We start from the raw sequence: 23136 nt of genomic DNA, 5'->3' as shown, positions 1-23136 counted from the left end.
TTTAATTAATAAAAGAGGTGACTTCATCTTCGATTGCCTTGTCATCTAACGTAGTAAGGTCAAGAGAACGAACTAATTTACCATTCTCTAGTTTGTACAGACGACCACCCTTTAATTCTCCATGTTCATCTGTAGCACGATTTTCTAAATCTTTTCCGTTAGGTTGAAAAGGATTAAACAAGTTTACTTGTACATCTTCTTTCTCAGCGATATCCTTCACTTTATCTACATAAGGCTCAAATTCTGCTTTACTGTCGCTATCAACAAGTAAGAAATTGCTTTGATCACTATCTTTTAGTTGATCAATTTCTTTTACAGAAACTTGTTTAAGGGACTTTGCTTCACTATTTTCACTACAACCGACCAAAAGTAACGCAGAGGAAATCAATAGTCCGGAGAGTACTCGTTTCGCTTGCATGCCTCCACCCCTTTTCCGTTTATGACACCTATTCCGGATCCGTTAAATCGCTATTACTGACGTGGACTCGGAAATCGAATGTGTCTATAAGCGTAACAGTTTTTCGGTCGCCTGAGTCTGGGTCTTCTTCCTCAAATATAACGAGAAAGCCGTCCCGGGTCTGGATATTCAAGACTTCACCGCGGCGGAGACGCTTTTTATTCTCCTTGATGATAGTTGCGATGACGCGGAGTTCACGCTGGACGCGTTCCGTGCGTGTCAGTTCTGTCATTTGATGCCCTCCTTAGACGCCATGACGAAGTTTCTCGAGTCGTTTGCTGATGATCGTCTTCAAGAAATGGCGCTGGTTGTCGGTCACAGGAATTGTCTTATCTAGGATGCCTTGTTCGAACAGATCAATCGGTAACGTATCGTATTCTGTCGTCTCGAAGATCGAACGTAGGATTTTTGGCTGCAGGACATCGCAGACGCGCCATTCTGTTGCGTCAAGTATCTCCTCCTCCGTCTCAACCGTTTTCGATGCAACTGAGGCGCCGAGATGGAACGGGACACGAAGCGTATTCAGGTCGAGATGGGCATGAGCGCAGGGAATGACGAGATCGTTGATGGAACGATCCGTGTTAAAGTCATCCACCAAGTATTCATAGCGGTATTTCATCGCCGTCCGTCCGGTCAAAAAGAGAGGATAGGACTGGATTCGTTTCTGTTGTTTGTCTTGCCGCTTGATGACACGGATAATCAACATCTCGCCTTCCTTCAGTCCCATCACTTCGGTTGCCGTCAGCAAGCGGCGACCATCTACACTCTCCGTTTTCGACTTCGAGAACGAGAACGTCTGTCCGGAACGGGACTTTGTGACGATCGTTTGCTCCCCGAGCTTCTTCGAAATCAATTCTGCCGTCGACTCATCTGCTGTCAGTAGGTAGTGCGTGTTTCCGCAGTTCCCGTCGATCGTCTTCCAATCCTCCCCGTATAGGTTCTCGAGTTGTGCGTAGGACTGGATGACGAGATTGAAGCGGATGTTCCGTCCGAGACAGACGGTGATGATGTTCGCCATCCCTTCAATCGCTGGCATGTTCCCAAATTCGTCGAGCAGGAAGATAACCTGACGTTCACAACGTCCGCTCGTTGCTTGCGAGGCGACGCGAGCGAGCGAGGTATAGACTTGTTTGACGTACAGTGAGGCGATGACGTTTAGCGTCGGATCGTAATCCGGAACGATTAGGAACACGGCGACGGGGCACGGATGCTGTCGAATTTCCCGGATGTCGATTGGAGCATCCGTCGTCCAGTCGAAGAGACCGTCCGTCTCGTCTCTCCAACCTGAGAGTGACACGGTGTACTGCTGTCCTTCACTTTCTACGGTGATATCAGTATCCACTTCGAGGATTTCTTCGTGATGGAGTACAAAACTCCCGTCGTCGTCCGCCGTCAAGGCGAGTTGTTTCCCACTTGGGAAGGAGAACGTCAACCGTGACAAGGGAAGGGCACGTCCGCGAATCCAACGGTTAAAACCGATCAGTTTCATATCAAGTGAGTTCTGTGCCGTCAAACGTGCCGTCGCATCAAGCGTAAAAATCCCGAGCTTGGCGTTGGTATTAGCGAGGATGCTCGCGCGCGTCTGCCCACCGGAGAAATGAAGCGTCGCGTACTGCATACGTGCCGGATGATTCTCCGGAAACGATGCGAAGAAGGCATCGAGTGCCGATTGTTCCTGTCCCATTTCATCGATGATCGTCCGTGAGCCGAGATCGGACAACATCAAAGCGACGTTATACATCGTGATCTTCTCCGGTTCATGTTTGGCTTGTTCGCATAATCCGAGAATCAGGGCGGTGCAGAGGTCCGTCGAAGAGTTGCTCCAGAACGGATCCTTTGCCTTCGGATCATGGTAAAGCATGTAGGCGACCGAACGGGCATACTGTTGGGCAAGGGAGTAGTTCTCGTCCAAATAAGCGTCGATCGTCAGCTGCAGCAGGTTATAGGACATTGATTGCGACGGGTTCATCAAATTGAGGACTTCGACTTGATAGCCGCGTGCTTCGAGTGTCTCTTTAGAGGCAGCGAACAGTTCACCTTTTGGATCATTGATAATCAAGCTCGCTTGGCGTTTGGCACGGCTGTAGAGATCGATCGTCGAGAAGACGAACGTTTCACCTTTCCCGGAACGAGTCGTCCCGATGACGAGATTGTTGACGGCACTATCATCGATGTAAAGCCGATCACGATAACGACCGACCGGGACACCACCAGATCCGCTATAGGTCTCCTTACGGTCCGGAACATCGCGATACTGCTGTTTCAGCTCTTGGAACGTCGTGAAGCGGGCACTTCCTTTTTGTGCTGCTTTGAGATCGCGGAAGTTGAGCCAATACTTTAATAAGAGAAAGCCACCAAGGAGGAAGCAGACACCAAAGATTACGAAAGCGAGGGAGGTCGACCAAGCGAGTGTCGTCCACCAACTCGATTCGTACTGAAGCGGAGAGCCGGTCGTCAACTTCCCGTCCTGGAATAGATTTTGGAGCGTCTGTTGCAGGAGCTGAAATGCGACGTTGAGTACTAAGAACAACCCAGTCGGTAAAACAATCAAAAAGGCAAGACATCGCCACAGCCAAGCGGAGGTAACGAGAGAACGAAGTGAGAAGTTCAACATTATTTCAATCACCACACTTTCATTAAAGAAGTGAAGATACTTGTCGTTGCTTCGCTTCGAGCGACGCATTGAGCTTTTCAAGTTCTTTCTTATTTTTCTTCTCTGATAACTGGCGCTTTTGATCCTCGAGTCCTTGAATCTCGTCATCCAACTGGACGAGTGTTGCCACTTGCTCCTTCAGCTTCTCGTCTTGGACCGTCTTGACGCTTTCTTGAGCCTTCGTCACATCTTTCAATGCGATGTAAGCGCGTGTTTTGGCTTCTTGACGGGCTGTCGTCATCTCGACGCCCGTAAGCGAGACGACACGTTTATAGTCTTTCTGCAAGATAGCAAGGTCGAACGTTCCTTCGTCCGTCGGATAAACGGCTTGGAAGGCTTGTAGCGTATCCTGACGATTGGTCGCGAATCGTTTCGACTGCATGATGATCATCTCGACATCGATTGGATCCTTCGTCACGGAGACCGCTTGTTTGTAGTCCTGTTCTTCGACATACTGTGTAATCAGAAATTGCTGTTGTTCGTCATTCAGCGACTTTTGTTTTTCTAGGCGCTCGACGAGGGAATCCGTTTCTCCCGTTAACGCGGCTTCATAGAGCGGTTGCCAATCGGATGCTTCCGCTTGGACGCCGCTCGGTGGATCCGACTGCACGAGTTGGACAACGGACAATGCACCGAGGAGCAAGAGACTTACACCACTGACACCGTAGACGAGACGACGTTGTCCGCGACGTAAGCGAGAGACGTGTGTCGCATTCGGCTGTTGCTGAATCGCTGACGCCGTCATCGTTTTGTAGGATTCCGGTGTCAAACGTTCTAGGTTTTCGAGTAATAGGATCTTCTTCGTCGCATCCTCCTTTCGAATCCGAATACACGGGATCCGATCCTTCAGCTGCAAGTAAAGATTGGGATAGATCAGATCACCGAACTGAAACGATCCTTTATAGACAAGCTGGTCGGTATCATCGAAGATCCGGAACTCACTCGCGAAGCGTTCGTTCGCTTGCTGGGCTTCCTGATGGACTTGTGTCGATAATAAAAGCGCCTCCTCATATGGGAGACGCTCATAGTTCGGAAAGCTATCTTTCGGTACATCTGTGAAACGGACGAAGAGCATACATTCTCCTCCTTTGAAGCGAGACATCGTAACGAGGGCAATAAAAAAAGCCATCCAATTTGGAATGACGGTCTGTGCAATCACTTGTTCAATTAGAATTTGATATTGTCGTTGACCATCTCCGCCAATGTAAAGGCACCCATGACGATGATCAGACCGACGGCACCACCGACGAGCCAACCGACGGCTTTCGAGCGCCCACGATCTCCCCCGAAGATGAAGTAGAAGCCTCCAACTGCGAAGGCGATGGCTGCCGCGATGACAGCGAGTCCTTGAAAGAACTGGAGTAAGCTGAGTCCTGTTTCATTCAACCCCATTTGTTTTCCTCCTCTCAATCCCGTGACGCGGATGCAGGCGATGTGAAGTTCAGTTTCGAGTCGAGTGCTTCTAAGATCAGTTCCTGGTTCTCTTGGATGACGAGTTGATGCTGGGTGTCGAGCCACTCCTCATAGTCTTTCCCTTGGATCCGGAGCAACTTCTCGGCAAAGGTCTTGTTCTGCTTCTGTTCACGTGTCGGCATAACGTACACTCCTTCCTTGAGGTCGATGCGCAGCAGCACATCCTTAAGGACAGTCGGAGTCGATCAGGGCGGTGGGTTTGGAGCACGTTCCCCCACGAACTCTGACATCCGATATTGGACGTCTGTTTAGGGTTTCTCGATGACCCTCAACGAATGCGTGACCTGTGGGCGAGTTTTAGGCGACTCTCGCCAAACCATTTCTGCGTATATCCCGCTCACCCGGTCACTCGTGAGGGACACGCCAATATGTGTTTGGAAGGACTGTCCTTAGCGATATGCTGCTACGGTCATTAATTTCTTTTATCATTGCTTCATGTTATTTCATAAGTAAATACGTAATCATAGATGGTTTACTGATGAACGAGTTTACGGCGTGAGACATGAATTAATTCGTCATCCGGATGCTTCCGTTTTGCGATGACTTGATTTTCTCCAACAACGGTCCGAATACGGTAATAGAGTTGCGAAATTTCTCTCGTCTCCTTACTCTCTTGTTCGATGGCAATACGACCATGTAGTTGATAGATCTTACCGTCAAACGTGCGAACGGAATCCGCAAGCGGAAGTTCAGCCAAATCGAAGCGTTCTTGCTTCAGGTTCGACCAATTTCGTTTCTTTTCCGTCCTCAAGTCGAACTCATCCCAAGGGATGGATCCAAGCGTCTGTTCACAGGCTGTCGCAAGGATTTGGACATCGAGGATGGAAGGAAGTGAACGATTCCGCTCATAGGCGCTGATTGCCGCCTGTGAGATTTCTCCATCTGTCTTTTCAGCCAACTCTACTTGACTCCAACCATGCTCTAGACGTTCACGTCGTAGCCATTCTCCGAATAGGTACATAGTATATGCTCCTTTCCTTAGATAAACACTATATGACAATGTCTTCCTGGTGATAGTTAGAATATAGCAGATTATTCTGTTAATTCAACTTATATTTTAATATGTCAACTTTATTACATATGTCGAATAATGACGACTTTAACTACATCAAGGTCGCTATTATAAAAAGATATAAGATATAGTGGTTATGTATTGAAATTGTAAAATAGTCTAAGTAAGAAAATGTATTAATTATGATTTTTCATCACACATACGAAAAGGCATTATGAGTGTTCACTCATAATGCCTGAGGAATAGCATGCAAGATTGATTAAAGATTCATTTAATTCAAAAACAAATCGATTATTATCATAATTGATGATTTTCTATTTTAACTTAATTAGATCATTAGTGGAAAAAATCAATCAAATGAGGGTACTACTACTTAAATCATAGTATTGTAACAAAAACTACTGAATGACCTGAATCCAGTTAAAAACCATACCTAATCTGTAAATGTTTTTTTGGTACAGATTTTTAGTTTAACATTTTTCATTCAAATATTGGATTTATAAAGTGAAAACTTGTAGTTATTGGTCTTATGAAATTAAATATCATATCTTATTTAGTTACTCTTCTTTTATAAAATGTAAAATAAATTCTTTCATTTTTACCCATTGTTTTTCAGAAGTATTATCAAAGTAAGATTTACTTTGATATATTAATTTTTGTAAACAATTTATGTCTTTGTTTTTTAGTGAGTCAATAATAAATTTTGTCAAAGTGTGCTTTTTTGGAGTAGATATGTCTTTAATAATCCAAACCTCGTACAGTAGTTCTCCAAATAATTTATTTAAATAATTTTCATTAATTCCATCTAATTTAAAGTAATTAAAAAGAGTAGAGATTTCTTGAGATATTTCAAAATCATTTTTGTTCAAAAAATGAATAAGTACTTCTGCTTTAACAGGAATAAAAGCGTAGCCCATCATTAAAAATTTCCCCAGATATTCGTTTTTTCTTTCATTATCAATTTTATTGGTTATCGAGAGAAAATTAACAAAATCTAATGAAGAAAAACAGTTTAATCCAAACTCTTGTTCAGCGTATTCTTGTGTAAGCAAGCTATCAACTAGCATAGTTAGATTTTTTTCTTTACATATTTTAAGCGGATTATTTAAGAAGTTTAAATTATCGCTTAAAAGATTTTCATTGTAATGATCATCAATTTCATTTCCTATAAATGTACAGTTATTTTTAATCCAATTCATTAACTGTTCTTGATATTTTAAAGTATCTTTTATCTGATCAGATGTGTATTCAATTAGTTTTAATCCTTCGTTGTTACGAGATAATAATTTTAAGCCTTTTTCTAAATAAGTTTTGTTTTTTGTATACTCCTGAAAAGCTAAATCAAATTGTTGCTGATGTATAAATAAATGGAAATTTTCATTTAAAGTCTCAAGTAAACTTAGATTTTGCAGAGTAAGTAAAGTAGTAAAATCACATAAGATATCACCAGAAAACAATGCGGTTGCAGTCCCTTTCTTTAAATGATTGACAGTACCATCAGTTATCCATAAATAAGTACTATTTTCGTTTACTACATGCCCCCAACTTTCAAAAGGTCCTTTATTCATTAAATTAACAATAACACTAATAGGAAATCTTTGTTTTGTAAGTGTGGTTTTTATATGCGAAATTAAATCATCGCTTTTTAATACTTCTGCCAATAATTCATCAGGTAATGTACCTTCTTCTGATAATGTAAATGATTTAAAAAACGACTGTTCATTAGGAAATTTCTTTTGAAAGTTACTAGTAACATTTTTATATTCATCCATCCACTCTTTTTCCGGATTATCAACTAGTTCAATTAGCTCAGTCATTCTTATAAAAAAGAATTTCCAAATTTCCGGATTGTCGTTTTCATACAAAAAGGCTAAAAAGGCAAATTCCATTGATTTTCGATATTCTTTAGCATCGAAAAAAGCTGAGCTTAATAACTGATAATCTTCAATCTCACCAGATTTTTTAACTTTTAATTCTGCCGAAAATAGTATCTCTACACACTCATTAATATCTCCTGAGCGATACAAACAATTTGCATAGCGTAATAAATGATCTAAAGATCCTGAACGTTGATATAAGGATAAGTAACGCTTTTGTGCAGTCTCATACCAATGAGTTCTATAATAAATTAAAGCTACAATATTTAAGAAAAATATTGACTTGGAAGATATTTTTTTTTCAAGTTCAATAATTGATTTATATTCCCCTAATTTATATAATGCTTCTACATATCTATCGGATAAGAATTCAAATTGGACCCAATGAGTAATGCTTAAAATTATTTTTTTCAATTTAACTAGATTTTCTTTGGTACCTAAATTGATATAAGCGGTAGTTAAACAATTTTGACATTCTAACAACTCATCTTTTTCTAATCTCTCAATAGTAGGTTCCATGTATTTTACTACATTATCCCACTCATGATTTTTATACGAATAAAATCCCTTTAATATATTTAATGATTCAGTACTAATTTCTTTTTCCTCTAAATCTTTAAATAAAGATTTAATTTCTTGATGTTTTAAAAGTGAAATAAGAGCATTGATATAAGAAAAATAATAATTATAAGGAAATTTTATTTTTTCATAAAAAGAAGGCTCATTAGCTTCTAAAAGTTCTATAGCTTTTTCTCCTTTTCCTGTTCGAATGTAAACATCAGCTAATGTAAGAATATCAAATTGTGAAAGCTCTTCTGTTAACTGTTTTTCTTGTAACAAATTGATTGCTTTTCCCCAGTCATTACTGTATAAGCAATTTAATAGAAGATTATTAAAAAGAGTACTTGAAAAATTCTTTTTTGATTTAAAAATTTCCTCTAAAAGGACTTTAGCCTCTGAATATTGAGAATTTCTGAATAACAAGCTCGCTTTTAATTCTTTTACTCTATCTGTAATAGCACTATTTTCACTTTCAATTTTTTCGAGTATAGGCATAACAATATTTATATTTTTTTCGGAATTAAAAATGTTGTTAGATTCTATATCATATTCAAATTTCAAAATAAATGCCTCAGCTTTAGTAATCAACCACTCGACATTTAGTGGATCTGTTTTTAACATCTTATTAGCCATTTCAATAGTTTCATCAAAATTATTTAAATTAAGCAGTACGTTAGCTCTCAACAAATTAAATTCGACTTTTGGATTATTTACTAACAATTGATGTGCTTCATTTATTTTACCTTGTTCAATAAATATATTGATTTGTATATTTAAACTTTCATTAGAAAATCCATCAACTTTAATAGCTTCTTTAATAAATTTATTAGCCTGTTCGAAGTTTTTTTGAAATAAATATATTACAGCTTTTAGTCTATTTCGTTTAGGTTCACTATCGCAATTTGTAATTGCGGTATATAAATACTCTACAGCATATTCATTATTTCTACTTTCAATATAAGTATTTGCTATTATTAAATTTAACTGCATAATCTCGCTGCGTTTTAAATTAGGCTTTTTTAGTCTTTCAAGAGCTTTTTCCCGTGTAGAAACTACTTTTCCTAATTTCATTAAGTCATTCAAGTCACTAAATTCGACCGGTGTTAAAATTTCTTGTAAAAGTAAATTATTTTCTTTTGTAACGTCTAGTGTCATTTTTTGAGTAAAATTTATTGTTTCAAGTTTTTCTTCTAAACCGTCAATTTTGTTGATTATTTCCAAAAACTCTGGGTCCCAATGTTTTTCTTTATAGTCATATAAACTTAAAAATATAACCTCAAAAAAAGGCTTTATTAAATCCTGATATCTAGGAAAATTCTCTATATAGGGTTCGAAATTTAGATTTTTTTCGTCAAAATCATCAGATGTATTCTTTAGGATCCATCGGAATACTTCTTCTCTATTAATTGGATCATCTAATAATCGAAACACTAACTCATCAGGTAATTCAATCGAAGATTTCGCATCGTCAACAGCAGCTTTAAACATCATTGTTGTTTTTTCAGCATAATTATCTCTTCTCCACTTTTCTTGTAAATCTCGAAAATATTTTGAATTTTTTACTTTAGGTAACATGAAAGAAAAAAACCTACTTCCAAACATTTTTATTAAAGTACTCAACTCAATTGTTCCCATCAAAAGTCACCTGCTCGCTATATTATCGTTAAAGCTAATTTAAAAATAAAACCATAGATAGTGCTACATCTATGATTTTATCACACCTATAAGTTACATCTTGAGTACTTAATTTATAGAATTTTCTTCAACTAAAAATAAGATACTTGAACAACACTAATCTTTTAGTTGATTAAAAAATATTAATAAGTTAATCTGAAGTCTTATTATTTTTGAAATTATAAAATCACTTTAGTAATTTATGATAGGTAACTCAGTGACTTGAAGATACGTAATTTATAATCACTGAAGTTGATCTGGTGTCCCAGGATGTTTTTCCAACACTCAGACCTACGACTTATTGATTGCTCTGGTACATACGTACAGAGACGAACCCGGTTATAGGCAAACCTTCAGCGCATTGTTCGCGAGGTGATTGCATAAGATGGAAGCCTTCGCGAGGTGCTTCTTTTTATTTAAGGAGACCTTCTTGTCAAGTGTTTTTAGATACATTTTAAAAATATGTCCAAAGTACGTAATAGAATATACACGATATAAAAAAAGACCATAATTATAGAATATGTAGGGCGATTATGGGTGTCATTGTCTTATTTAGGGGAGAGAGGGTTGATTTGGATGACGGATTTAAGTCGGAGAGTGACTTGAAAGATTTGGGGTAAGATGATTGAATAGTCCGATAGAGATAAAACGGGGGAAGACGTGTCGTTTTGAACGAAGGTGGTACGGCTCGTGGTTGATTCAATCGATGGAATTAAGAAGGTCGTCGATTAGAATAAAAATATTATGAGTAATCTACAACGCGAAGAGATGTTTATCACCTGGTCGTTGAGTACGGAGATTTCGCCGAAGATTGTAAAGACGTTGTTCTACGTTAGACTTGCTATGACGATGGGGATCTTCGTAACGACGCATTAAGAAAACATGGGTACGATCTCATCATGTACGAACGAGTGGGATGGAAGTAAGTACGGAAATTCAAATTAAGAGAAGGCAGTAATTAAATTAGAGAAAAAATGAAACGATGGCACCCGTCATCTTTTTTATGGGAATTTTCGGTCGTTTGGTATGATTAGTAAAAAAACAGAGGTGTCTTATTTGGAAAAAGATCAAAACATGAACAACTCATTCAACATTTCCATTGTCGTTCTCAGTATTATTATCATCATTGCGACAGCAATGCTTCTTTATATGTTCCCGTCAAACTTCGAGCTTATTTTCGGGAGCGGGACCGTTTTATTTGTTTCGGTCGGTATTTATGTCAGTTTGCAGTCCTTGAGCACGGCGAAGTCCGCACGAGAAGATTCTCAGCGATCTGCTACATCGGCCGAAGAGTCTGTTGTGGTAGCGCGCGACGCTTTAGAAATCGCCAAAACAGAAGCCGAGGCGAACATCTTAAGGTACCGAGTGGAAAAAGGTTCTTTTTTGACTTTGAAAAAAAGGGACTTTTATGTCCCGTTGTTTGGTCCACTTTCCTATAATGCAAAATTTCATACGACGGAAGACTTGAACGCAAGGCACAATCCGAGCAGTTTTCTTTTAGTGAACAAAGGGATGGGTACGGCAACGAACGTCGCCTTTAGCTTCCAACTTTTAAATGCACGTGACTATCACAACTTGAAATTCGAATCAGATGAGGACGCCGATTTCTCTACACTGGACGAAAGCTTTTACAATTCGCACCATAGGGGATTCCCAAGGTATTCTTTAACTAGCAAGATAATCACGCACAATCCGAGCAGACGAGATGGCCTGTTACTGATGTGTATAGACAATCATGGGAAGCTAGCGGAAGAACCTGGACCTAAAGAAAAACGTGCAATACAAAGACCGCTCTCAACCCAAGCGACTCATATAGGTTATCTGGACAAAGAAGAAGATGCATGGATCCGCTTGCCGGAAATCTTCCGAGTCTTGAGTCATCAGTTCTTCCTAGAACGAAGTATGTTGAAAGAAGAGAATTGGAAAACCAACAATCCTGAGCTATTGGTGCGGGTCGAGTACACAGAAGAAGTTTCGGAACACATGAATCGATTTGATGAGGCAAAACGTGTGAAGGAATTCAGGGTCACTTGTTCAAATAACATAACCGTTGTCCATGAACCTTCCGATACGCCCCACTTTCGTACGAGAAAACTCTTACTTTGCCAGTACGTAATCGAGGCGTTAAGGGACAAACCACTTACGAATGGAGAGATTGCAGATACTGAAGTGACGACCGATGGAAGCGTTGGATCGATTGAAGGATGACCTGGCGATCAGTACCGATTGGAACGTGACGATCACTGTCAGCAAGAAAGACCTGGAGAAGCTCGTTGCAACCTACGAAACATTGCGAGATGAAAAGGACGAAAAAAGAAATAAGAGGAAACGCCCTCCGATTATGAACTGCCCCATAAAAGTTGGACATAAAAATCCAATTTTTATGGGGTGTTTTTTATGGTCAAATATACAAAGTCGTTGAAAGTCCAGGTTGCTGAGCGTTATCTGACGGGACGAGATGGATACCGAGGTGTGGCGAAAGAATTCGGAATAGCGCGTAACCTGGTCCGTGAGTGGTCACGTCTCTATGAGCGTTGGGGGAAAACGATCTTCGATCCTTCCTATACAACACACTCACTGACATTTAAACTGGAGGTATTAATCGACATGGCGACCAATAAGCTGTCCAATAGAGAGACGGCCGTAAAATTCCGAATTGCCTCCTCGGGAATGATCTCGAGATGGCGATCGACGTCTGATAAGAAGACACGCGGATGTTCATCGTCGATGACCGTGTTCGACGTGATGAAGGCACCGTATCTCCACTTTCTGGTCTTGACACATTTGCCACGCAACGGCAACACGCTCGGGTGATGGACGGTTTTCATGCATGCACCTCGGCGTAATGTGGCGTATAGATCTTGAACATCATGTCGTATCGATCGGCGAACGCGAAGCCGGCCATCTCATCGGATACCTCGTTTCCTTCATATAAGGTCAGCTCGTTCGGATGGACGAGACTCGTCAAATTGTCCGGTCCGAAATAGACGACGAAATGATTGATGAACAGGTTGTAACCAACGACCTTGCCGATTTCCTCGATCTCCGTCTCCTCGGACGAGTTCAGCTGGTAGATCATCATCTTGTAGGAGACAAAGTCCTCATGTTGAATCGGGCTGCGAACGAGTGCCGGAAAACTGCGGAGTGATTCGATCATGTCGGCGCGGATTTTCTCGACCGCTTCCTTTGCCGCGGGAGTGGAGCTTTGCCTTGAGTGCTTCGAGCAGACAATTGCTGTGCTTCGTGTTGTTCATGATGCTTCCTCCTTTTAGTGTGATTCACATTTCCAATCACAGTTAACGAGACGAATCACGGAACGGTCACAAAGTCTATCCGAGTGTCGCGAACACCAAGGGACGTACGACGAAAAATCGGGCATCGAACAAAAGATATCGCTCCCAATACATTATTTCGTCAACGAATGTCCTTTTTATCGCGTTTTTCGCAAGTACGGGTGTAGGGGGAGAAACACGCTCGCCGTTTAAATCGTTCAGCATCGGCATCAATTTCTCTAGTAATATCAACGTTTCATTTTTCGGCATCTCTCCTAATGAAGTAGCGCTTTTTCGAATATCATGACACAATGACGTACACGAGGAGAGCATGCTTCAAAAAAGTCGACGCTCCCGTTGCATCTGCTCATTTTCCCAAAAATAGATATCATATAAGAGGAATTTTTTCAGGGTGGCGATGTATAGAATACAGGGAGAAAAGGGAGTGCTCTTTTGGGAAATCACCAGACACCTTTTCCCAACTGCTCGAACGTCTGAGCGGAATTTTCATAAAGTTTGCGAAGTATATTGACTTTGAAACTTCTAATGGTTTCGATGAGGTAGTATCGGGGGTGACAAGCCATTTTGGTCACGCGGCGGCCTTTTGTTTCGAGTTCCCAGTCCAGCATCTGCATACGTTTCGAAACACAATTCGCACCTGACCGGCTGACGAACAAGCAACGAATACCGCTAAATGGGTTCGTTAAAGCCGCAGAACCACTTTGCTACAAATCGGGAGATTCTTCGATTTCGTCACAATCATACAACTCTTACACTGTGAATCGCATTTCGAGCCGTTCGCGGTCACAGTTCTCATATATGCTCTAAATGTTTCTTGTGGAGGCGCCATCGGTTCAGCTGACCGGTAGCGGATTCTTCCACATCATGATACTGATTTTTTGGGTTTCTTTTATATGGTGATATATGAAGTAAACGGGTTAAACAACAACGGATTCCAGGTAAAGAACTCATAGATAAGACGAACTGGAAAGCCAAGTACTTGTTCCAATTCGGATACCATATTTCCTTGCCATACCAACGAATTCATCGTTTTTGATCTCGGCGCCAAAACAGAATGTTCGAGCTGAATTTTAGACCCTGTGACACAATAAGAGTCATGAAGGGCACACGGCAAGCGATAACTCGTGTTGAGGATGTTCGGTCAAGCCGGTTACTTCGTTTTTTCGATGATGTCAGCAATACCAACGAAACGCAATGCGGATCACCTCTTCTTTACTCGACGTCGTTCATCAATGAGTCGAACTCCGGTCGCGAACCTGTCATAATTCAATCTATGATGTACACATGATGGATTCTTCAGGGGAACGGTTAATGGATTGCGTTAACTCGACTTGGTTGGAGTATTTGTTTTACTTCGAGACGGATCAATTCGTCCGTACGATGACCGTTGAAAGATGTCTTTTTTTGAACATAAGAGGACGTAATTCCGCCATTTGATGCATTCCGTTATCTATTCGCAAGACATTGTCCGACATCCACAAAATTATTGTATGTAGTACAATAAAAAACATGTTCCAACTGGAGTGATTTTTTCAGAATTTAAGGATGGCATGACGTCGTCATCCGCTGTCTGAAATGTGAGACCTTTTTGTCGGATAAGCAGTACGTTTTGAAATCGAAGTAGTACAACACTGTTTCAGGCAATTTGCTTCATGTCGTCTGAAATGAACACATCATTCGTTACAGAGGTGAAACGTCTGGATCGGCCATCCGTCGAATCACCGCAAGATCTACTTTCAAAGTAGATCTTGCGACAACCGAGCTCACCCCTCATGCTTAAATATAAGGTGAACTCACTTAAAAAATCGTATCTTTTACTATATGTTACGGTGTAGCGGCGAAACGCCGATACGCAACACTCGGACCATCCTGATCAAATGGTCCGAGTCATCCTATTCGAACGAAGTTCGTTCGGAACAGACGCAAAAAACGAAAAAATCAATAAAATGTGACGCTGGGAGCATCAAACCGTATGCAGAGCCTTGTTAGCAGTCTCTTGAAAACGTTCTAGTCATTAGCTTTCACTTTTTTAATCCTTCATAATGTAAGTACAAGGTAACGCAGTGCTGACGCCATTCCCGACGAGGTACCCGTTGTGAAGAGCGAGATTGCGGATCATGAATCCAGGGCATGAAATAGGAACGTAAGTTCCTTTTTTCAAAACCCAGAGGAGTGATTCATAATGACGCGATACGTCGACCGCGGCAACTTAAAATGGATACCGTTTCTCACGCTTGAACACAAGACGATACTCAAACAGTATTACCGGGAAGTACATCAATTGGATGTCCCGAATTACGACGAGCGATTAGATCCACAAATTGAGAATGTGTTGAATGATGCCATCTTTAATAGAGGGCTCCTCCGGATCGTCGCGCATCACAACGGAATCGAATTCAAATTCGATGCCTATGTTGAGAAACTCGACTACAAGACGGATACCATCACGCTACGCAAGACTAACTACCAAGAAGAAAAAGTAAGGTTCGATTAGATGATCGGAGTATCGAAAGTATTCTGAGTATATGTCCGTCACGCACGGTGATTTCCGCACAACGCGCGGATTCGTCGAAAGCGAATACGACACGAAAACGTCCGATTTAGACAGAAAATTGTCGAAAATGGACAGAAAATGAGCGAATTCGCTTGTTTTGATGTTCGTATTCGGGGTAATATACTTGTAGAAGGATACAGGTACTATCCGGACCCGCCCAGGGGCAGCACGTCTAACGCGCTGATAAAACATACTGAGGACCATCCCGGCTGGTGATTGTCCAGTCGTACCTTACGTTTAATTCTCGGGAGTGACTCTGCTGATGCGGAGTCACTCTTTTTGCGTAGAATTTAAATGAATTGAGGTCATTGATCATGACTAATGATAAATATTCGACGTTCAAAACGGACGTCACATTGCAAGAGCTGACGCAGATGTTCCGCGATATGCTCGTTAAAAAAATCTTGCATCTCGACGTGGCACATAAAGGCACGCCGATTCGCATCAAGTTCGACGAAGGTCATCTGAAGCATCTGCTTGGTCTGCAACACATCATCAAGTCGAAAGATAAGAAGTATCGAGCGGAGAACTTGTACCGCAGCATGCTCGATGGCAGCTTCACGATGGAGATGCTCGAAGAAATGAACCCGCAAGAATTTCGTAAACGATGGATGCGGATCCAGTGCTTCCAGCTCTTACCGGAGTTGCTGGAGAACGGGAAGTGCGGTGAAGGTACTGCTCAGGGTGACATGCGCAACATTAAGTTCTTCATTTATGATGAAGCGCTTGGTCGATACATTTACATTGGTATCGTGAAAGAAAAGACATCTGATTTTTACGTACCCGTGACGTTTGTCGAGGATGATAGCAACTATCCTCGATATGCGAACCGGAAACAGGCACCGATCAAAGGAGTTACAATCTATGATCAAAACTCGGTGCTCGATCAATAGACACGCAATGAGGGACGTCGTCATGACGTCCTTTTACTTAACGATGGAGCGATACTATCAAATACATTGTGCCTCTGTTATTGTGAAGTGGGAACTATCCAATTATAAAAGTTGAACGACAAATCTTACGTCTGAACATTATGCAGATGTCTTTGAACGGAATAATCATCGTCATTTTACCAAATATCGGCGAATTCTTTCTCCCGCATATGGATGGAAGACGGTCTGACACAAATTTGACTAACCATACATAAATGAAAAGAGGATGACAATACATCTTCTCCCCATTCAGCCTTAGATTCAGTGATTCTTAGCCCTGATTTTCCGGTTAAATGATTTTGTTCAGAGGTCTTGAAGACCGTCGTGAATCACGTCCATGAACGAATCTAGGCATGCCTTAGTCGGTGTCGATTGACAATAAGTTCGTCGCATATAGATAGACGGATTCCTTCAATATCTTACTACTGTCAATAGCACCTTACACATATCGATGGCATTAAAAAGGATAATCAAAACACATACGCTAGGAAGATATAGAACAAGAGGATACAAGACAAGAAGCTGGAAACTTTTTTAGAGCAAAAGAAATCTTGACATTATTACATCTCTAGTTCGTAAGTTCAATCACTTCAGAAGCAGGCGAGAGACCCCTTCTTTTCTTGAGAAGGAAAGGTCATCTGTATATCCCCTCCCCTATACGTCTGCCTCGTTTATCCAAAGGATCAGTCATGTCTATACTATACATCCATCTCAATAAAAGAAGAAATCTATAAATTATGAGACAATAAATACATCAGGACGGGAATAGTAGCTGAGGGAATGAAGTCACCCTATCTCGCCCTCCTGAAGTACTCTCCCACTACATCTGACCAATAAACGTGTTATGTCACCTTAAAATATTCTTTCTAATTCACTTGTGATAATTACCTGTTATCACAAGTAGTTATTTGTTATACTGAATATGGATAAATAATGTAATACAATTACTAATTACTCGATTACATTTTAAATACGCATGTATATCAGTCATAATTGAATGTAATACGTAAATAATCGGTGTTTTACTTAGCAAATGAACAAAAAAGGTGTCAAAAGAGGAAGCGTTGAGCAGAGAGATCGGAGGATAGTTGATGAACGAAGAAGAAATGAACGAAATCGTGATTAAAGAAGAAGCAGCACTGGCATTTGCCGATAGCCGGGAAAAGCTACTCGCAGTGCTTGAGAACGATCATTTAAATATGGAAGCACTGAGCGATCTTGAGATCTTCGAACTGTTCTGGGCGACGGAGTTGTTTCCGATTTATAGTCAAAAAAGCCCGCATACGAAGCGGGCCTACAAACAAGATCTCGATTATATTCTCCGCTTCTTTGTGACGAAGACACAGGGCGTCAAGCAGCTGACGATCCTCAACCTGCACGAGTACTTAAAAGACGTCCATGACCAATATGCACCGCGGACCGTCAAACGACGCAACGCCATGTTGCGGCGTTTCCTGCGCTTTCTACACGTTAATGATTATCACGCGCGTGATCTGTCAGTACAGGTGAAGGACCAGATGAAGCCGGAGCCGCTCCGTCGCGAGATCGATTTCGATGAGATGGAAGCGATCGCTCTCGCCTTCCGTCACACGGTAAAACAGAAAAAGCATCGCGAGCTTTTGCAGCTGCGGAATGAGACAATGGGCTATCTGTTGTTGACGACAGGGATGCGTGCCAGTGAATTACTAGCACTGCAATTCAGCCAGGTTCAAGAACACTCCACTAATAACTACATTGAATTTAAGGGGAAGCGTGGTAAGTGGCGACGCATCCCGTTATCCCAAAAATCAATCCATCTCATCGACCGGCTAAGGAAATTAATGCAAATTGAAGGAGTAATGAATCCTTATATTTGTTTTAATATTCGTTCTAAAGATTCTTCTATCTCGTACGAAGCATTAAGACTTATTGCCCAGTTATCCTCAACACAATTGACATCACAAAAAAATTCACCGCACTGGTTTCGACGTTCTTTTATCACAAATCTGTTAACGAATGGTATTCCTTTATATGAAGTCATGAACCTTTCCGGTCACGAATCTATCACGACTACGAATGCGTATCTTCAACAGTTAAAAAAAGCTGACGTTAAAGCATTACCATACGATTGAAGTTTTGAAAACTGTACAGATTTATTTTAAGGTAATGCAATCAATCCCAGTCCTCTTTTATCAGCATTCTTTGAAACACTGTTGATAAAAATAGGTATGAGCAAATATTGAAAAAAGATATTAATAGAACCAATTGAACAAAGATGTAATAGCTGATAGTCGAATACACCTTCATAACATGTATTATAAAAAAATTATCTTTAGGTTCATAATTCGCTCGATGCTTGCATATGTTCAAACTAAGTCTGCTACCGAATACGTAATTCAATCAAGAATTTGCACATACCACAAAATTAACTCCATAAATCAGTAAGAACAACATCATCACTATTAGGTCTTAGATTTATTTCTTTAGGTATTTTAACAAACACAGGAACTTGCATCGAACTCCCATCGGGGACGTTCTTAACCATGACGACGGACGGGGGTAAGGAGTTCAGCTGTCATGAAAGGATACGGGATTTTCTGGGAATCCCGATGTACTTCGCGGATCCCTATTCTTCATGGAAACGTGGCAGCAACGAGAATGACAATGGTCTTCTCTGTGAGTCCTTCTCAAAGGGAAGCAACTTCGGAATGATCAACAAGACAGAATTAAATCACGCACTTTCTAGAATTAACAATCGACTAAGAAAATGTTTGGATTGCTCATCATCTTCTCAAACAAGTTATTTATACGCGCCCCAGAGGGGTGAAAGGAATGTTAAAAACAAAAGACTTTTACTATGACGAACATTATGACTGTTATTTATGTGAAAACAATCAAGTTCTCCGTTACCGAACGACGTCGCGAGACGGGTACCGTGAATATGTCTCGAATCCTTTTGTATACGAGACATGTCCTCTTCTCTCCAAATGTACACAGTGTCGCGACCACAGAAAAGTCATCCATCGCCATCTCTGGCAAGAGGCGATGGATGAAGTGGAGCACCTCAGACATACAGTTGTGAATCGTGAGTTGTATCGAAAACGCTAGGAAACAATTGAACGTGTATTCACAGACACCCAAGAGAAGCATGGCATGCGTTGGAGCCGCTATCGAGGGCTGAAAAAAACGACGCTTCAAGCGATGCTTACTTTCATTGCCTTGAACCTCAAAAAGCTTGCGAATTGGTCCTGGGATTCCCTTGGGAATCCATGTCTTCAATACGTTTTAATAGGGAGTACATACAACAAACCCTCATTCCGATCACGAAATGAGGGTTTGTCTACAATCTGAGCGAAGAACTTAAGAGTTCTTCACTTTTTTGTTTTTAAGACCTAATGGAATTGCAATAATAACAAGAATTCCAATGATAATAGTTAAATAAAATGGCACGCTTGATCCATCTTTATTTAGATCATCAGTTAAAGAACCCGCTTTGAAAAACAACATGATTGAAATGACGGCGAGGACTACTGTATTAAATGATATGTATACAAAAGACGAAATTTTAGATGGAATAACCAAGAAGATTACATTTAATAAAACCAGAAAAACTAACAAGTAAAAAATTGAATTCAAAGAGTCAAAAGTACCAGCCAAACAAAACTCCCCCTTTAATTAGTATAAGAAAAATATAGCATTTTAATTTTAAAAATTGTGATTATCATATTACAAATGTCGCTTTTTAACATTTAAATCAGTGTGATTATATTTTTACAGCGCGATAATCGCGCCTCTGAGATTTCACGATATAATTCAATATCCTCTGGATGCTGAGCTTCCCATTTGAGATTTTGCAACACTGAGATTTGTATCGTTCCTTTCATCTAAATCTTAAAGTTCGTAAATCTTAAGTCACGCCGATTCATATTTGATCTTCAAGGCTTTCTTCGAAATCTTTTCGGAATTTAACTAAACTTTTCATCTAATTTAATCGATTAAACCTAGATGCTCTCTAAATGTAGTACTTTGATAGGACACTTTAAACAATCCTCTTTTTTGTAATTCAGGAATGATCATGTCTACAAAATCTTCTAAACTTGACGGTAGTGACGGCGGCATCAAGTTGAAGCCATCTGCTACTCCCTCGTTAAACCAAAATTCCAACTGATCCACAATTTCTTCCGGAGTACCAATCAATGTCAGGTGTCCTCCTCCTGCTGCTAAATAGCCTAATAGTTCTTTGAGCGTCGGATCTGTATCATCGATAATCTCTAGAATCGTTCGGTAGCGTCCGATGGGTCCGGAAAATTCCTCGATCGATGGTAAGGTCGGAATCTTTGCTTCGAGATCCCATGTGGAGCAATCTTGCTGCAAAAAGAAACTCAATTGTTTCAACGCATTTTCAACCGGTAATTTTTCATCTAGTTCGGCTTTTTTGGCTAGTGCCTCTTCTCTTGTTTTACCAACATACGTTACTAAGCCTGGGTATATCTTAATCTTTCGATCTGGTGATTCAGTTTGTGTAATTTTCTTATGGAGTTTTTCACGAAAAGCATGGGCTTGTCTAAAATTCCATGACACAGAATATACGGCATCCGCATGTTTGGCTGCAAGGGCAATCCCTTCTTCAGAAGCCCCCGCTTGCATCGCTACTGGCTTTCCTTGGGGACTACGCGGCGTAGACAAAGGACCTTTTACGCTGAAATAGGCTTCAGAATGATCGATAACTTGTATACGTTCAGGATCAATCAATTGGTTATCTGATCGATTCGCAAGAAAAGCCGCTTGATCCCAAGATAAAAATAGCTTCTCCATCAATGCTGCGAATTCGTTCGCCTTGTTATACCGTTCCTCCCTCGGTGGAAGTGCATCCATCCCGTGGTTTAACGCTTCCCAATCCGTCATCGAGGTCACTAAGTTCCAGCCTACCCTCCCCTTCGTCACGTGATCTAGGCTTAGAAGTTGCCTTGCTGCTGTATACGGATTGGAGAACGTGCTCGATACCGTAGAAACTAATCCGATATGATCCGTCACTTGAGAAATAGCCGTTAGATTAATTAAAGGATCCAACCAAAAGGCAGGTAAATCAGTTGCATTATTAGCCGGAAAAGATTGATTATCCGCAAAAAATACTGCATCTAAACATCCAGCTTCCGCTATTTGAGACAAACGCTGATAATAGCGGCTCTCTCCGATCTCTTTAATCGCAGAATCAGGCATTAACCATGCGGCTTGATGATGACCACAACCATATAACAAAACGCCGATATTTAACTGATTTCTATTCGTCATCTTCTATTCACGAATCCCTTCTCTTACAAGCTGAGAATTTTTTAAAACGCTCGCTTTAATTCATCGTTAACCCACCATCGACTGTTACGTTTTGACCGGTAATCCCAGATGCTGCTTCTGATGCCAAAAAGGCAACCAGTTGAGCCACTTCTTCTGGGCTCGTCACTTTTTTCAATGGTGTCGATTGAGCAATAAGATTAAATACTTCAGCGGATGTCACAGCACTCGCATCTGTGACTTTCAATAACCCACCGGAGACGACATTCACGTTTATACCGTATTGACCTAGTTCTGCGGCCAGGTTGCGTGTGAAACCAATTAAACCTGCTTTTGCTGTTGTGTATTCATGATAAGGAACGACGGGGTTTTGATAGAGGTTTGTTCCAATGCTGATGATACTACCGCTCTTTCGTTCCATAAATTGTGGTAGGACACTTTGGATGGTGTGAAAAGCAGCTTTTAGCGTTCCATCCAGTTGCTTTTGATAATCTTCCCACTCTAAATCGATGAACGATTTTTGAGCAACCGGATCAAATTTAAAATCTACTAATGCATTATTGACGACAACATCGATTTGACCGTAATGTGCTGTTGCGGATTGCATCATGCTCTCAACATCTTCCCGCTTCGTAACATCGGCATACAAGGCAAGTGCATTCTCTGCTCCTAGTTCGCTCACAAGTTTTTCTGCCGCCTCTTTGCTTTTGTAGTAATTAATCACCACTTTAAATCCATTGTTCACTAACACCCTTGCAATCGTCGCCCCAAGTCCTCGGCTACTTCCTGTCACTAATACTGTTCTGCTCATTCTTGTCCACTCCCTCATCCATTTTTGCAACTTAAATAGCGAAGTAGTAAACAAAAAACGCAACTCTCCAAAAGGAAAGTTGCGCACGTCTAAATAACCACATAGCAAAGAGCGACATCATCGTCTCCGCTTGTTCATCAGAGTTTACACTTTCCTACGCTAGTACGACCTAGTTCAGGTTCAAAGGGTTTGAGTAGCTACTCATCTCAGTTTAATAACACCCCTAGTGATTCTATTTAAGTTACCTTCACTTTAGTAGTCTTGTGAACACCTGTCAATGATGATGAAAGCGATTCGTTAATAGTATTTCTTTAAAGATCGAGCGTAAAAATAGGATTATTATCTAATTCGGATTACTTTGTTACGGTCACATCTTATACTAGGCAATATTAATTATCATTTTTTCTTTCTTTAATGATGTCTTAATATACGAGCGATTCGATATTTCTGATCAATTACGTGATCTAGTAGTCCGAATCATTTATGTTTGCAATGTATAAAGCTTATCTTGCGTAATCATCTTATGAGGGCCATTAAGTAGTAAGTATGTCGTCTTCTCTCTTCAGTTTAT

General features: G+C 40.7%; 17 protein-coding genes, 2 pseudogenes and 1 riboswitch. Of the genes and pseudogenes, 6 read left to right on the top strand and 13 right to left on the bottom strand.

Features of this window, described 5'->3' with window-relative positions:
- Position 1 precedes the first annotated feature (1 nt).
- The 8 genes from KNP94_RS14290 to KNP94_RS14255 all read right to left on the bottom strand — a co-directional run bounded on the left by KNP94_RS14290 (position 2) and on the right by KNP94_RS14255 (position 9668).
- Positions 2-418: a hypothetical protein gene (locus KNP94_RS14290; protein WP_050678815.1), complete on the bottom strand. Its 417-nt coding sequence runs from the start codon at positions 416-418 to the stop codon at positions 2-4.
- A 28-nt stretch (positions 419-446) separates the two neighbouring features.
- Entirely contained in the window at positions 447-689 is a 243-nt protein-coding gene (locus KNP94_RS14285; protein WP_215115881.1) for a hypothetical protein, read from the bottom strand.
- A 12-nt stretch (positions 690-701) separates the two neighbouring features.
- Complete coding sequence (locus KNP94_RS14280) at positions 702-3071, bottom strand: VirD4-like conjugal transfer protein, CD1115 family (RefSeq protein ID WP_215115880.1); 2370 nt, start codon at positions 3069-3071, stop codon at positions 702-704.
- A gap of 22 nt (positions 3072-3093) precedes the next feature.
- Positions 3094-4185 (bottom strand): hypothetical protein, encoded by a 1092-nt coding sequence (locus KNP94_RS14275; protein WP_215115879.1) that lies wholly within the window; start codon positions 4183-4185, stop codon positions 3094-3096.
- A gap of 92 nt (positions 4186-4277) precedes the next feature.
- A complete protein-coding gene (locus KNP94_RS14270) occupies positions 4278-4502 on the bottom strand; it encodes a hypothetical protein (protein ID WP_050678812.1) in 225 nt (74 codons plus the stop codon).
- Positions 4503-4516: 14 nt separating this feature from the next.
- Positions 4517-4705: a hypothetical protein gene (locus tag KNP94_RS14265; protein ID WP_050678811.1), complete on the bottom strand. Its 189-nt coding sequence runs from the start codon at positions 4703-4705 to the stop codon at positions 4517-4519.
- Between the two features lie 350 nt (positions 4706-5055).
- A complete protein-coding gene (locus tag KNP94_RS14260; RefSeq protein WP_215115878.1) occupies positions 5056-5544 on the bottom strand; it encodes a helix-turn-helix domain-containing protein in 489 nt (162 codons plus the stop codon).
- Positions 5545-6152: 608 nt separating this feature from the next.
- Positions 6153-9668, bottom strand: coding sequence for a tetratricopeptide repeat protein (locus KNP94_RS14255; RefSeq protein ID WP_215115877.1), 3516 nt, complete (start codon positions 9666-9668; stop codon positions 6153-6155).
- Between the two features lie 1095 nt (positions 9669-10763).
- Here KNP94_RS14255 and KNP94_RS14250 point away from each other — a divergent pair.
- Positions 10764-11915 (top strand): hypothetical protein, encoded by a 1152-nt coding sequence (locus KNP94_RS14250; protein ID WP_215115876.1) that lies wholly within the window; start codon positions 10764-10766, stop codon positions 11913-11915.
- Positions 11916-12268: 353 nt separating this feature from the next.
- Here the strand turns inward: KNP94_RS14250 and KNP94_RS14245 are convergent, their stop codons facing one another.
- A complete protein-coding gene (locus tag KNP94_RS14245) occupies positions 12269-12535 on the bottom strand; it encodes a hypothetical protein (RefSeq protein WP_215115875.1) in 267 nt (88 codons plus the stop codon).
- Positions 12532-12864: a hypothetical protein gene (locus tag KNP94_RS14240; protein WP_215115874.1), complete on the bottom strand. Its 333-nt coding sequence runs from the start codon at positions 12862-12864 to the stop codon at positions 12532-12534. The genes KNP94_RS14245 and KNP94_RS14240 overlap by 4 nt, the downstream gene beginning before the upstream one ends.
- Positions 12865-15182: 2318 nt before the next feature.
- On the opposite strand from KNP94_RS14240, the gene KNP94_RS14235 reads away from it, so the two are divergent.
- The 5 genes and pseudogenes from KNP94_RS14235 (at position 15183) to KNP94_RS16005 (ending at position 19816) form a co-directional block, all read left to right on the top strand.
- A complete protein-coding gene (locus tag KNP94_RS14235) occupies positions 15183-15494 on the top strand; it encodes a YolD-like family protein (RefSeq protein WP_215115873.1) in 312 nt (103 codons plus the stop codon).
- 374 nt (positions 15495-15868) lie between these two features.
- Complete coding sequence (locus KNP94_RS14230; RefSeq protein WP_215115872.1) at positions 15869-16447, top strand: PBECR4 domain-containing protein; 579 nt, start codon at positions 15869-15871, stop codon at positions 16445-16447.
- A gap of 1130 nt (positions 16448-17577) precedes the next feature.
- Entirely contained in the window at positions 17578-18597 is a 1020-nt protein-coding gene (locus tag KNP94_RS14225) for a tyrosine-type recombinase/integrase (RefSeq protein WP_214892461.1), read from the top strand.
- 390 nt (positions 18598-18987) lie between these two features.
- Positions 18988-19326: pseudogene (locus tag KNP94_RS14220) on the top strand (IS30 family transposase); the annotation flags it as partial.
- Positions 19298-19816, top strand: a pseudogene (locus KNP94_RS16005) (transposase). The pseudogenes KNP94_RS14220 and KNP94_RS16005, both read left to right, overlap by 29 nt.
- Positions 19817-19825: 9 nt before the next feature.
- Here the strand turns inward: KNP94_RS16005 and KNP94_RS14205 are convergent.
- The 3 genes from KNP94_RS14205 to KNP94_RS14195 form a co-directional block, all read right to left on the bottom strand.
- A complete protein-coding gene (locus tag KNP94_RS14205) occupies positions 19826-20122 on the bottom strand; it encodes a hypothetical protein (RefSeq protein ID WP_055966374.1) in 297 nt (98 codons plus the stop codon).
- Positions 20123-20452: 330 nt separating this feature from the next.
- The gene (locus KNP94_RS14200) at positions 20453-21757 is read right to left on the bottom strand and encodes an LLM class flavin-dependent oxidoreductase (RefSeq protein WP_215115871.1); all 1305 of its coding nucleotides are present in this window, start codon (positions 21755-21757) and stop codon (positions 20453-20455) included.
- Positions 21758-21812: 55 nt separating this feature from the next.
- The gene (locus KNP94_RS14195) at positions 21813-22565 is read right to left on the bottom strand and encodes a 3-oxoacyl-ACP reductase (protein WP_214892469.1); all 753 of its coding nucleotides are present in this window, start codon (positions 22563-22565) and stop codon (positions 21813-21815) included.
- A 134-nt stretch (positions 22566-22699) separates the two neighbouring features.
- A riboswitch (TPP riboswitch) is annotated at positions 22700-22800 on the bottom strand.
- Positions 22801-23136: the final 336 nt, after the last annotated feature.

Origin of the sequence: Exiguobacterium sp. s80 (genome assembly GCF_018618725.1) — a bacterium.
GTDB classification, from domain to species: Bacteria; Bacillota; Bacilli; order Exiguobacteriales; family Exiguobacteriaceae; genus Exiguobacterium_A; species Exiguobacterium_A oxidotolerans.
The sequence above is the reverse complement of the archived record's forward strand: the minus strand, read 5'-3'. Positions and strand labels throughout refer to the sequence as shown.